At 67.7% G+C, this 12,566-nt stretch carries 13 protein-coding genes and 1 tRNA gene; 10 read left to right on the top strand and 4 right to left on the bottom strand.

What is annotated here, in order from left to right; all coding sequences use genetic code 11:
- Positions 1 to 28 precede the first annotated feature (28 nt).
- Entirely contained in the window at positions 29 to 961 is a 933-nt protein-coding gene (locus AAG801_RS34440) for a 3-keto-5-aminohexanoate cleavage protein (RefSeq protein WP_341892456.1), read from the bottom strand.
- Between the two features lie 48 nt (positions 962 to 1,009).
- Complete coding sequence (locus AAG801_RS34435) at positions 1,010 to 1,792, bottom strand: SDR family oxidoreductase (RefSeq protein ID WP_341892455.1); 783 nt, start codon at positions 1,790 to 1,792, stop codon at positions 1,010 to 1,012.
- A 99-nt stretch (positions 1,793 to 1,891) separates the two neighbouring features.
- Between AAG801_RS34435 and AAG801_RS34430 the strand changes: the two genes are divergently transcribed.
- Positions 1,892 to 2,653 carry a GntR family transcriptional regulator gene (locus AAG801_RS34430; protein ID WP_341892454.1) on the top strand — a complete coding sequence of 254 codons (762 nt, stop codon included), beginning with the start codon at positions 1,892 to 1,894 and terminating at the stop codon, positions 2,651 to 2,653.
- 3 nt (positions 2,654 to 2,656) lie between these two features.
- On the opposite strand, the gene msbA is transcribed toward AAG801_RS34430, so the two are convergent.
- On the bottom strand, positions 2,657 to 4,441 hold the full coding sequence (gene msbA, locus AAG801_RS34425) for a lipid A export permease/ATP-binding protein MsbA (RefSeq protein WP_341892453.1): 1,785 nt from the start codon (positions 4,439 to 4,441) through the stop codon (positions 2,657 to 2,659).
- A 255-nt stretch (positions 4,442 to 4,696) separates the two neighbouring features.
- Between msbA and tolB the strand changes: the two genes are divergently transcribed.
- The 5 genes from tolB (at position 4,697) to AAG801_RS34400 (ending at position 8,241) form a co-directional block, all read left to right on the top strand.
- Positions 4,697 to 5,923, top strand: coding sequence for a Tol-Pal system beta propeller repeat protein TolB (gene tolB / locus AAG801_RS34420; protein ID WP_341892452.1), 1,227 nt, complete (start codon positions 4,697 to 4,699; stop codon positions 5,921 to 5,923).
- A gap of 38 nt (positions 5,924 to 5,961) precedes the next feature.
- Entirely contained in the window at positions 5,962 to 6,480 is a 519-nt protein-coding gene (gene pal / locus AAG801_RS34415; protein WP_101491728.1) for a peptidoglycan-associated lipoprotein Pal, read from the top strand.
- Positions 6,480 to 7,232: a tol-pal system protein YbgF gene (gene ybgF, locus AAG801_RS34410; RefSeq protein ID WP_101491727.1), complete on the top strand. Its 753-nt coding sequence runs from the start codon at positions 6,480 to 6,482 to the stop codon at positions 7,230 to 7,232. Before pal ends, ybgF begins: the two co-directional genes overlap by 1 nt.
- A gap of 63 nt (positions 7,233 to 7,295) precedes the next feature.
- On the top strand, positions 7,296 to 8,114 hold the full coding sequence (locus AAG801_RS34405) for a tRNA threonylcarbamoyladenosine dehydratase (protein WP_341892451.1): 819 nt from the start codon (positions 7,296 to 7,298) through the stop codon (positions 8,112 to 8,114).
- Positions 8,115 to 8,165: 51 nt separating this feature from the next.
- Positions 8,166 to 8,241 (top strand) — tRNA-Lys (locus AAG801_RS34400).
- A 102-nt stretch (positions 8,242 to 8,343) separates the two neighbouring features.
- Here the strand turns inward: AAG801_RS34400 and AAG801_RS34395 are convergent.
- Positions 8,344 to 8,997, bottom strand: a complete 654-nt coding sequence (locus AAG801_RS34395) for a Crp/Fnr family transcriptional regulator (protein ID WP_341892450.1) — start codon at positions 8,995 to 8,997, stop codon at positions 8,344 to 8,346.
- Positions 8,998 to 9,116: 119 nt separating this feature from the next.
- On the opposite strand from AAG801_RS34395, the gene AAG801_RS34390 reads away from it, so the two are divergent.
- From AAG801_RS34390 to AAG801_RS34375, 4 genes are all read left to right on the top strand, one after another.
- Positions 9,117 to 9,650 carry a thiamine pyrophosphate-binding protein gene (locus tag AAG801_RS34390; protein WP_341892449.1) on the top strand — a complete coding sequence of 178 codons (534 nt, stop codon included), beginning with the start codon at positions 9,117 to 9,119 and terminating at the stop codon, positions 9,648 to 9,650.
- Between the two features lie 10 nt (positions 9,651 to 9,660).
- On the top strand, positions 9,661 to 10,263 hold the full coding sequence (locus tag AAG801_RS34385; protein WP_341892448.1) for a thiamine pyrophosphate-dependent enzyme: 603 nt from the start codon (positions 9,661 to 9,663) through the stop codon (positions 10,261 to 10,263).
- Positions 10,260 to 11,894 carry a GMC family oxidoreductase N-terminal domain-containing protein gene (locus AAG801_RS34380; RefSeq protein ID WP_341892447.1) on the top strand — a complete coding sequence of 545 codons (1,635 nt, stop codon included), beginning with the start codon at positions 10,260 to 10,262 and terminating at the stop codon, positions 11,892 to 11,894. The genes AAG801_RS34385 and AAG801_RS34380 overlap by 4 nt, the downstream gene beginning before the upstream one ends.
- The coding region (locus tag AAG801_RS34375) for a sulfatase-like hydrolase/transferase (protein WP_341892446.1) at positions 11,891 to 12,566 on the top strand (676 nt) is incomplete at its 3' end. The genes AAG801_RS34380 and AAG801_RS34375, both read left to right, overlap by 4 nt.

Raw genomic sequence — 12,566 nt, 5'->3', positions numbered from 1 at the left:
GAGTCGGGTCAGTGGTTCTGGCGCAGGGCTAGAAGTCGACGTTCGCCGCGCCCTTGAGGCCGAGGATCTCGCGCGCCTCGGCGGGTGTCGCGATGTCGATGTTCAGCGCCTCCAGCACGGCGCGGATGCGCAGCACCTGTTCGGCGCTCGATGCGGCGAGCCGGCCCGGGCCGATCCACAGCGAGTCTTCGAGCCCGACGCGCACGTGCGAGCCCATGGCGGCGCCGATGGTGGCCAGCGGCAGCTGGTTGCGACCGGTGCCAAGGATCGACCACTCGAAGCGGTCGCCGAACAGCCGCGCGGCGGTGCGGCGCATGTGCATCAGGTCTTCGGGGTCGGCACCGATGCCGCCCAGGATGCCGAAGACCGTCTGCACGAAGACCGGGGCCTGCACCAGCCCGCGGTCGAGAAAATGCCGCAGGTTGTTGAGGTGGCTCACGTCGTAGCACTCGAACTCGAAGCGCGTGCCGTTGGCGTTGCCGAGCTTGAGGATGTTCTCGATGTCGGCGAAGGTGTTCTTGAAGATCAGGTTGCGGCTGTTCTCCAGGTGCTCGCGCTCCCATTCGTGCTCGAAGGACTTGAAGCGTTCCAGCATCGGAAAGAGGCCGAAGTTCATCGAGCCCATGTTGAGCGACGCGAGCTCGGGCTTGAAGGTGGTGGCCGGGCGCATGCGCTCTTCGACGCTCATGTGCGGGCTGCCGCCGGTCGTGATGTTGATCACCGCGTCGGTCGCGGCCTTGATCTTCGAGAGGAAGGGGCGGAACAGGTCCGGGTCCTGCGACGGGCGGCCGTCCTTCGGGTCGCGCGCATGCAGGTGCAGGATCGCGGCGCCCGCGCGGGCGGCTTCGATCGAGGCCTGCGCAATCTCGTCGGCCGTCACGGGAAGGTGCGGCGACATGCTGGGCGTGTGGATGGCACCCGTGGGGGCGCAGGTGATGATGGCTTTGGGGCGTTGGGCCATGAGGTGTCCAGAAAAGAAGAAGGGGGAAAGAAAGGGAATGCGAGCAGATCAGCTCAGCGCCTGCGTGTGGCCGTCCACCACAAGCTCCTGGCCCGTGACGCTGGCGGCCAGGTCGCTGGCGGCGAACAGCACCATGTTGGCGATGTCTGTGGCCGTCACCATGCGGCCCAGTGCGGCTTGCGCGGTGTAGGCGCGCGTCACTTCATCGAGTGGCTTGCCCAGGGCCTCGGCCTTGGCGGCAATGACCGCACGGATGCGCGGACCGTCGACCGCGCCCGGCAGGATCGCGTTGACGCGGATGCCGTCCGGGCCGAGTTCGAGCGCCAGAGTTTTCGTGAAGCCGATGACGGCCCACTTCGACGCGGAGTAGGGCGAGCGCCCCGGCATGCCCAGGTGCCCAGCGGCCGACGACAGGTTGATGATGGCCGGCAGGCGGCCCTTGCGCAGCCGCGGCACGGCCTGCCGCACGCAGAGGAACTGGCCGGTGATGTTGACGGCCATCGTGCGTTCCCAGTCGGCGAGCGAGACGGTCTCGACCGGGGCAGTGGGGCCGGCCACGCCGGCGTTGTTCACCAGCACGTCGAGGCCGCCGAGTTCGCGGTCGACCGCCTCGAACAGCCGGGCCACGTCGTCCTCCTTGGATACGTCGGCGACGCAGCGACCCACCTCGGGCAGTTCACGCGCCAGCTGGTCGAGGCTGGCAGCCTGCACGTCGCAGACGAAGACCTTGGCGCCCGCCGCCGCGAAGCTGCGCACGATGTCCAGGCCGATGCCGTTGGCACCGGCGGTGACGAGCACGCGCCGGCCGGCGAGGGAGTTGTTGTTCCACATGCTGAAGAGATCCTTGGGGTCGATATTGGAATGATCGGGATCGTATATCTGTGATCACAGATAATTCATAGGGAATACCCAGGTCATATACTTCGACGCATGAGCCTCACCGATCTCGTCACCCCTCTCAAGCGCCAGACGCTCAGCGCCAACGTCTACGACCAGTTGCGCGACCTCGTGATGAGCGGGCAGATGATGCCGGGCGAGCAGATTTCATTGCGCAGCGCGGCCGAGGCGCTGGGCGTGAGCGTGATGCCGGTGCGCGAAGCCATGCAGCGCCTGGTGGCCGAGCAGGCGCTCGAACTCACGCCCAGCCGCACCTTGCGCGTGCCCCGGATGACAGCGGCGCAGTTCAAGGAAATCACCACCATCCGCACCAACCTCGAAGGCCTGGCCACGGAGCTCGCCGCCTCGGCATCGGGTGCGGTGGCCCTGCGCGACATCACGCGCTGGCACGACGAGTTCGCGGCCGAAATGAATGCGGCCAGCCCGGACGGCTCGAAGCTCGTCACCTTCAACAAGGAGTTCCACTTCGCGGTCTACGCCGCCGCCGACATGCCGGTGTTGTTGCAGATGATCGAGGCGCTGTGGCTGCGCATCGGCCCCATCCTCAACTACGACCTGCGGGCCGGCTCGCGCCGCGTGGGGGACAAGGTGGCGATGTCGCACCATGCGGCGCTGTTGGCCGCGCTGAAGCGCCGCGACGGCGCGAAGGCCCGGGCTGCGCTGCAGGGCGACATCGAAAGCGCCGCCGAATTCATCCTGTCGACGGGCGTGCTGGTGTCCGATGGCACGCTGCCGCCGCAGAACGCCGCACCGGCCGCGAAGAAGGCGCGCGCCGCGGCCGGCACGGCGCGCTGAGGTTCAGAGCGTCGGGTCCTGCCCCGGCGCCGCGCTGCGCACCGCCAGCGTCTGTAGCCGCGCATAGAGCCCGTCGCGCGCCATGAGCTGCTCGTGGCTGCCTTGCTCGGCGATGCGGCCTTGCTCCATCACGATGATGCGGTCGGCGTGCTGGATGGTCGACAGGCGGTGCGCCACGATCAGCGTGGTGCGGCCCTGCATCAGGCGTTGCAGGGCGTCCTGCACCAGCCGTTCCGATTCGGTGTCGAGTGCCGACGTGGCTTCGTCGAGCAGCAGCACGGGCGCGTTTTTGTAGAGCGCGCGGGCAATCGCCAGCCGCTGGCGCTGGCCGCCCGACAGCTGCGTGGCGTTGTGGCCCAGCACGGTCTCGATGCCTTGCGGCAGCGTCGCGACATGCGCACTCAGGTTGGCCGCCTCGAGGCAGGACTGCACGCGCGCGATGTCGATGTCACCGCCGAGCGCCACATTGGCGGCGAGCGTGTCGTTGAGCATCACCACGTCCTGGCTCACCATCGCGAACTGGGCGCGCAGGCTCTTGAGCTGCCACTCGCTGGTGTCGTGACCGTCGAGCAGCACCTGGCCGCCGCTGGGCTGCACGAAGCGCGGCAGCAGGTTGACCAGCGTGGTCTTGCCCGAGCCCGACGGGCCGACGAAGGCCACCACCTGGCCCGGCTCGATGACGAGGTTCACGCCGTCGAGGGCGCGCTGTTCGTCGTCGCCGCGATAGCTGACCTGCACGTTGCGCAGTTCGATGTGGCCTTGCGCGTGCTCGACGCGGTAGTCACCCTGCGATTCCGGCGCCACTTCGTCGACGAGGATCAGCCCGCGCTCGAGCGCAGCCAGGCCACGCGTGATAGGCCCGGCCACCTCGGCGAGGCGGCGGATCGGCGCGATCAGCATCAGCATGGCCGTGATGTAGGCGACGAAGCCGCCCACCGTGAAGCCCTGCTCGCCGCTTTGCCAGAGCGCGATCATCACCACGATCGACAGCGCCAGCGCGGCCATCATCTGCGTCAGCGGCGTGGTGGCAGCCTGGGCGATGGTGGACTTGACGGCCAGGCGGTTCAAGCGCTGGCTCAGTTGCTCGAAGCGGCGCTCCTGTGCGTGCTCGGCGCCGTGCAGCCGCACCACGCGGTGGGCCAGCACGTTTTCCTCGACCACGTAGGCCAGCTCGTCGGTGGCCTGCTGGCCTTGCTGCGTGAGCTTGTACAGGCGCTTGGAGAACACCTTCATGATCCAGGAGATGCTGGGCACCAGGAAGGCGACGATGAGCGTGAGCTTCCAGTTCAGGTAGACCAGGTAGCCGAGCAACGCGATCAGCGTGAAGCCGTCGCGCGAGAGGCCAAGCAGCGCCTGCACCAACAGCATGGCGCCGGTCTGCACCTCGTACACCACCGTGTTCGACAGCGCGCTGGCCGACTGCCGCGCAAACAGCGCGAGCTCGGCGCCGAGCAGCCGTTCGAACAGCACGCGGCGCAGCTTCTGCATGCCTTCGTTGGCGATGCGCGAGAGCGCGTACTGCGAAATGAATTGGGCGATGCCGCGCACCGCGAACAGCAGCAGCACCGCGGCCGGAATGAACCACAGCGGCATCTCGCCGCGCGTGAAGCCTCGGTCGAGCAGCGGCTTGAGCAGGGCGGCCATGAGCGGCTCGGTGAGCGCGGCCAGCAGGGCGCCGATCAGCCCCACGGCCCACCATTGGCGCGAGCTGCCGAACCAGGTCATGAGTCGCGCCAGCCGGCGCATGAGGGGAGGGCGGGCGCTCTCGCTGCCGGGGGATGCTTGCATATGGCGGCGGATTTTACGGGGCGGCCCTGACGGCCTTTTGGGGGGCCCCTGTAGGACCATTTCGCCGGATAAACGTTTTGTGACGGCGGGTTCAACCCAGTGTGTAACATGTGGCCCGTGAAACGCCGGGGAGAAACTTTTTACCCGGAAACCTCTCCGAACCGCATGAACAAGCCGTTGCCAGATCTTTCCCCAACTCCTTCTTCATCGTTGATTGCGCGCCGCAGCCTCATCGCGGCCCTTGCTGCTTCTCCCATGCTTCCCGCCATGGCCCAGTTCCGGGTCGAGGTGTCGGGCGTGGGGCTGACGCAGTTGCCGATCGCGCTCGTGCCCTTCCGGGGGCAGGATGCCTCGCCCCAGAAGATTTCCGACATCGTCCAGGCCGACCTCGAACGCAGCGGCCAGTTCCGCGGCGTCGATGCCTCGGGCCAGGCGCTCGACGAGTCCTCGCGACCCGACCTCGCCCTGTGGCGCCAGCGCACCGCCGATTCGCTCGTAGTGGGCAGCGTCAGTCGGCTGGGCGATGGCCGCTACGACGTGCGCTTCCGCCTGTGGGACGTGGTCAAAGACCGCGACCTCGGCGGCCAGAGCTACACCGTGCCGCAGGGCGACCTGCGCCTGGCGGCGCACCGCATCGCCGACTACGTGTATGAAAAGCTGACCGGCGACAAGGGCATCTTCTCGACCCGCATCGCCTACGTCACCAAGGGCGGCAGCCGTTACTCGCTGTGGGTGGCCGACGCCGACGGCGAGAACGCGCAGGCCGCGCTGGCCAGCCCCGAGCCCATCATCTCGCCCTGCTGGTCGTCCAACGGCCAGCAACTGGCGTACGTGTCCTTCGAGTCGCGCAAGCCCGTGGTCTACGTGCACAACGTGGCCAGCGGCCAGCGCCGGCTGCTCGCCAACTTCAAGGGCTCCAACAGCGCCCCGGCCTGGGCACCCGACGGCGGCTCGCTGGCGGTCACGCTCAGCCGCGACGGCGGCTCGCAGCTGTTCACCATTCCGGCCAGCGGCGGCGAGCCGCGCCGCCTCACGCAAAGCTCGAGCATCGACACCGAGCCGGTGTACTCGGCCGACGGCAGCACGATCTACTTCGTGAGCGACCGCGGCGGTGCGCCCCAGATCTACAAGATGGGCGCCGGCGGCGGCAACCCGACGCGGGTCACCTTCAGCGGCTCCTACAACATTTCTCCATCCGTCAGCGGCGATGGCCGGTGGTTGGCCTACATCTCGCGGGTCGGCGGTGCGTTCAAACTCCACGTGATGGAGTTGGCCACCGGCAATGTCGCCGCGATCACCGACACCACGGCCGACGAGAGCCCGAGCTTCGCGCCCAACAGCAAGCTGATCGTCTATGCCACGCACCTGCAAGGTCGCGAGGCGCTCATGACGACCACGCTGGACGGAAAAATCAAGGCCCGCCTTGCGGGCCAGGCGGGAGACATCCGCGAACCGGACTGGGGTCCGTTTCAAAAGCAATAAGCATTGACCAGATAAATTTACTTGAGGAGTTCGCAAACATGTTGAAACGCACCATCTATTCGCTCGCCATCGTGGCGCTCATCGCCGGTTGCTCGTCGGGCACCAAGCTCAACGAAACGCCGGTCACCGACCGCAGCGGCACGGCCGGCGGCCAGCAAGGCGGCGCGGCTGCCGTGGCGCCCGTGACCATCGACCCCAACGCCAACACGGCGCAAGGTCCGGTCGGCGTCGAGCGCATCGTGTACTTCGACTACGACAGCTACACGGTCAAGCCCGAGTTCCAGTCGGTGATCGACGGCCACGCGCGCTTCCTCAAGGGCGCCACGCAACGTCGCATCTCGATCGAAGGCCACACCGACGAGCGCGGCGGCCGTGAGTACAACCTGGCCCTCGGCCAGAAGCGTTCCGAAGCCGTGCGCCGTGCGCTCACGCTGCTGGGCGTGAGCGACAGCCAGATCGAAGCCGTGAGCTTCGGCAAGGAAAAGCCCGCAGCCCAAGGCGCGGGTGAAGAAGTGTGGGCGCAGAACCGCCGCGCTGAAATTCGCTACACCCGGTGATGCAACCACGTGCCCTGTGGCGAGGCGCGGCCCTCGCCGCCGCCTTGCTCTGCGCGTCGGCCGGCTCGCAGGCTGCGCTGTTCGAGGACGACGAGGCCCGCAAGGCCATCCTCGACCTGCGCCAGCGCGTCGAAGCCATGCGCCAGCAGACCGACCAGCGCCTGGCCGACGAAAACGGCCAGCTGCGTCGCAGCCTGCTCGACCTGCAAAGCCAGATCGAGCAGATGCGCGGCGAACTGGCGCGCATGACCGGCCAGAACGAGCAGCTCACGCGCACGCTGAGCGAAATGCAGTCGCGCCAGAGCACCATCGACGACAAGCTCAAGCAGAACGAGCCGTCGAAGGTCTCGATCGACGGCCGCGAGTTCAACGCCGACCCGAAGGAAAAGGCCGATTTCGAAGCTGCCCTGGGCATCTTCCGCTCGGGCCAATTCGCACAAGCGCAAACCGCCTTCGCCGAGTTCGTGAAGCGCTACCCGCAAAGCGGCTACAACGCGTCCGCGCTGTTCTGGCTCGGCAATGCGCAGTACGCCACGCGCAACTACAACGAAGCCATCGCCAATTTCCGCTCGATGCTCTCGCTCGCGCCTGACCATGCCAAGGCGCCCGAAGCCGTGCTGTCGATCGCGAACTGCCAGATCGAACTGAAGGACACGCGCGCCGCACGCCGCACGCTGGAAGACCTGACCAAGGCCTACCCGCAGTCGGAAGCCGCACAGGCCGGCCGCGAGCGTCTGTCGCGCCTGCGTTGATGCAATGACTGGTTCAGCGGAGCTTTCCGCTTGAGCGCTTCGCCCGAAGCCTCGTCCCTCCCCATGGCCGCCGCGGATGTCCTCACCGACACCGCGGCGCCTGACTTTGCGCGCCGCTTCGGCGGCCTCGAGCGCCTGTACGGCGTGGCCGGTGCCGCGCGCATCCGCCATGCCCATGTGCTCGTCGTCGGCATCGGCGGTGTGGGTTCGTGGGCGGTCGAGGCGCTGGCGCGCAGCGGAGTGGGGCGCCTGACGCTCATCGACCTCGACCACGTGTCGGAGTCGAACATCAATCGCCAGATCCACGCGCTCGACTCGACGGTGGGGCAGGCCAAGGTCGAAGCCATGCGCGAGCGCATCGCGCAGATCAACCCCGAGTGCCAGGTGCTCGCCATCGACGAGTTCGTCGAGCCCGACAACTGGGCTTCGCTGCTCGAGACCGCGCAAGCCGCCCACGGGCCGGTCCACGCCGTCATCGATGCGTGCGACCAGGTGAAGGCCAAGCTCGCCATGGCTGCATGGGCGCGCACGGTGTCGCGCAGCACCGCGTTCATCACGGTCGGTGCGGCAGGCGGCAAGCGGCAGGCGCACAAGGTCGACATCGACGACCTGTCGCTCGTCACGCACGACCCGCTGCTGGCCCAGCTGCGCCAGCGGCTGCGCAAGCTGCACGGTGCGCCGCGCGAAGGTCGCAAGATCGGCGTCACCTGCGTGTTCAGCCGCGAGAGCGTGGCACCGCCCGATGCGTCCTGCCAGATCGATTCGGGCGACGGTTCGCTCAACTGCCACGGCTACGGATCGGTGGTCAGCGTGACCGCCACCTTCGGTCAATGTGCGGCAGGGTGGGTTCTCGACGAAATTGCGAGAAACAGCACGCTATAATCCAAGGCTTTGCCGGATTCAACGTCGGCAAGAAGCAAGAAAAATGGTTCCGGGACGTTAGCTCAGTTGGTAGAGCAGCGGACTTTTAATCCGTTGGTCACTGGTTCGAATCCAGTACGTCCTACCAAGCCTTTCTTGGCTACTAGATAGGCCGCTATTTTCAGGAATAGCGGCTTTTCTTTTTTCTGCTGCTCCGGCGCGCCCCCGCCGCCGTTCTGAGCTCGGGGCGCTAGGTCCCTGCAATCGTCAGCAGCTGACCGGAATCGAGAATCTCGATATCCCCGCGCGAAATCGCAATCGCCCCGCTGCGCTCCAGCTTCTTCAACTCGAGATTGACGCTCTGCCGCGACGCGCCCAGCATGTCCGCGAGCGCGGCCTGGGTCAGATGGATGCGCAGGCTCGAATGGCTGGACGACAGGTCCAGCAGAAGTCGCACGACACGCACGTGCAGCGGCAACAGCGACAACCCCGCCAGCACCTCGTAGTTGTGTCGCGCCCGCTGGCACAGCAGCAGGAGCATCTGCATCGCCAGCGTCGGCTGTGCTTCCATCGTCGACAGGATGGCATCGCGCGGCACGACCACGATGCTGCTCGCGCCGCGCGCACACACGTCGTGGATGAGCGTCGATCCATCGAGCAGTGGAATCAACCCGAACACCTGGCCCTTGCCGAGCGGGCTCGTGGTGTGTCGCTTGCCCTGTGCGTTCGTCATGCTGAGTTCGAGCGTGCCGCTCGCGATGACGACCAGGTGAGACGTTTGCGTGCCGCGCGTGGCCACCGTCTGTCCGTCGACGAGGTACTGCAGGTGCGAGGCGTCGGCCAGGCGTTCGACCACCGCGTTTCCGCTGGCCTGCAGCCACGGCACGGCGGTCAGGGCCTGCATGAGCGGTTCGGCGCGCGTCTTCATTGCGCGTAAACCCGAGCCGCGGACGTCGGGTACACGACAGACGGAAAAGGCGTGTGTTCCCACACTACACGGCACCCGAACACCAGAGATACAACATGCACGCTTCTGTCTCCCATCCGATCCCCGCAAGTGCCGCCGTGGCCGCCCTGCAGCGCTGCGCCGTGCGGCATGTGGTCACGGTCCCCGACTGGGTCCAGCTCTCGCTTCATTCGCGCCTGGAGGCGCCCGAGGCCGGCATCGATCTCGCCAATTGCTGCAACGAAAACCAGTGCCTGACACTGGCGGCGGGATTGTACATAGGGGGTGCTCGCGCCCTCGTGGTGATGCAGAACCAGGGCTTCTACAACTGCATCAACACGCTGCGCGCCGTGGGTCTCGACGCGCAGATTCCGCTGGTGCTCATGGTCGGCCAGTTCGGCCGCGAGTTCGACAACTTCGACAAGCCCAGCACGCAGTCGCGCCGCACCATGGTCCGCCTGCTCGAGTCGATGCTGCAGACGCTCGACATTCCCTTTCACCGGCTCGACAGCGAAGACGACCTGCGCTGCATGGACGCCGCGTTTGAAGAGGCCGAGGCGCGGGGTGGCCCGGTCGTGCTGATCGTCGGTGCCCCCATGGCCTGGCATTGAGGAGACACACATGACCATGCAAATGATCGAAGCCTGCCGCGTCATCGCACAGGGCCGCGAAGACGCCGTCATCGTCTCCACGATGGGCGCGATGTTCCTGCTCGATGCGCTCGAGGTGCGCCACGGGCGTGTCGACTCCGTGCCGCTGATGGGCGGTGCCGCCTGCCTGGGGCTGGGCCTGGCACTGGCGCGGCCCGACCGCCAGGTGATCGTGGTCGATGGCGATGCGAGCCTGCTGCTGGAACTCGGCGGCCTGGTGAGCGTGGCAAGCCAGCGTCCACGCAACCTGCTGCACGTGGTGCTGCGCAACGGCACGCAGTTCACCGGGCTGGCCAACCTGAAGGCGCCCGTCGAAGGCTGCGACCTGGCCGCGCATGCGCGTGCGGCCGGCTATGCGCAGGCCGAGCGTTTCGACAATGCCGCTGAGTGGGTCACCGGCTTTGCGCGCCTGAAGGGCCAGCCGGGTCCGTGCTTCGCCGAGCTGCAGGTCGAGCCCTTGCCCTCGCGCCTGGCTGCGGGCGGCGTGCAGACGGAAATGCCCGACCTCCAGTTCTCCCGCATGGGCGACGGGGCACGCGCGCTGCGGGCCTGGCTGCAGGCACCCGCGTCATGAAGGACGAGACCATGCAGACCGAAGACTTCGACTACATCGTCGTGGGCGCGGGCTCGTCCGGTGCGGCACTGGCGCACCGCCTGGCGCAGCGCCCGCAGACAAGCGTGCTCCTGCTCGAAGCGGGGCAGCCGCGGCAGAACGACTTCTGGGTGCGCACGCCGCTGGGCATTGCGAAGCTGCTGACCAATCCGGACTACGTGTGGCCGTTCCAGACCGCACCGCAGGCGGGCTTGGGCAACCAGCGCATCTACTGGCCGCGCGGCAAGTTGCCCGGCGGCTCCAGCTCCGTCAACGGCATGATCTACGTGCGCGGCGAACCGCGCGAGTTCGACCACTGGCGCGACCTCGGCAACCCGGGTTGGGGCTACGCCGACCTGCTGCCGTACTTCAAGCGCATGGAGTCCTATGCGGGCGGCGAAGAGAGCCAGCGCGGACGCACCGGCCCCATCGGCGTGACCAGCCTGGCGGGCGATCCGCAGCCGCTGGGCAGCGCGTTCGTGAAAGCCTGCGTGGAGGCGGGCATTCCCGCCACGCCGGACTACAACGGCGGCCAGTACGAAGGCGTTTCCTACCTGCAGCTGAACACCGCGAACGGGCGCCGCTGCGGCACGGCGCGCGGCTACCTCGGCGACAGCCGGCCCGCATCGCTCGACCTGCGCACCGACGCGGTCGCGCTGGGCGTGGTGCTCGAGAACCGCCGCGCCGTGGGCATCGACTACCTGCACGGCGGCGTGAAGCGCCGGGCGCGCGCACGGGCCGAAGTGATCCTCAGCGCCGGGCCGATCAAGTCGCCGCAGCTGCTCGAACTCTCGGGCATCGGTGATGGCGACCGGCTGCAGGCGCTGGGCATCGACGTGGCGCACCACGCACCGGGCGTGGGCGAGAACCTCATCGATCACGTGCAGGCGCGCATCACCTTCGAATGCAGCCAGCGCGTCACGCTGAACGAGGTGGTGAGCAGCCCGCTGCGCCAGGGCCTGATGGGCGCGCGCTACCTGCTGACCGGGCGCGGCATGATGGCCACGCCCTCGGCCACGGCGCACGCACTGGCCCGCGCCGATGCACGCGACGAGCGCCCGACGGTGAAGATCCAGATGCACCACATCACGGGCAAGGACCGCTACTCGCGCAGCAAGGGGGCGGGCACCGATCCGTTCCCGGGCTTCGGCATCGGCCTGTTCCAGTTGCGTCCGCAGTCGCGCGGCGAGGTGCATGCCGTCACGCGCTCGGCCACCGACGACCCGGCGATGGACCCGCGCTACCTGAGCGACCCCGCCGACGTCGACGCCATGCTGAGCGCATTGCGGCTGGCGCGCCGCGTGGCCCGCCAGCCCGCGCTCGCGGTCTACGTGAAGCGCGAGACGCGCCCCGGCCTGGACATCGAGTCGGACGACGAACTGCTGAGCTACATCCGCGGCTGCGGCCAGACCTCGTGGCACCCGATCGGCACCTGCAAGATGGGCAACGACCCGATGGCTGTGGTCGATGCCAGCCTGCGCGTGCGCGGCGTGCAGGGCCTGCGCGTCGTCGACTCTTCGATCATGCCGACGATGCCGTCGTCGAACACCAATGCCGCGTCGATCGCCATCGGCGAGAAGGCGGCCGCCCTCATCCTGGAGAAGCACTCTTGAAACAAGCTCACAACGCGGACGACCTGCTGCGCAGCGCCGACCCCGGCCGCGACCACGGCGCCACCATCGGCAAGACCCTAGGCACCTCCAAGCCTTGGTGGCGGCCGGAGCAGAAGGCGCCCGCCGGTGCGCCCAACGTGGTGGTCATCCTGCTGGACGACCTCGGCTTCTCGGACTTCGGCTGCTTCGGCAGCGAGATCCAGACACCGCACATCGACGCCCTGGCCGCGCATGGCCTGCGCTTCACCGGCTACACCACGGTGCCGATGTGCACGCCAGCGCGCGCGGCCATGATGACGGGCAAGAACCCGCATTCGGTCGGCTGCGGCTGGCTCACCCACAACAACCCCGGCTATCCGGGCTACCAGGCTGGCGAGATCAGCCTCGACGCGCCGACGCTGCCCGAGCTGCTGCGCGAGGCGGGCTACGCCACCTACGCGGTCGGCAAGTGGCACAACACGGCGGACTACCACGTGAGCGCCGCGGCATCGCGCACGGCGTGGCCGCTGCAGCGCGGCTTCGATCACTTCTATGGCTTTCTCGGCGCCGAGACGCACTTCTTCTCGCCGGGCCAGCTCATCGAAGGCAACGACGTCGCCGATATCGACGAGCTGCCCAAGGACTACTACTGCACCGACGACTGGACCGACCGCTCCATCAAGTACCTGCGGT

The organism is Variovorax sp. YR752 (assembly GCF_943372545.1).
Note: the sequence above shows the minus strand (reverse complement) of the source record. Positions and strands in the feature narration are given on the sequence as shown.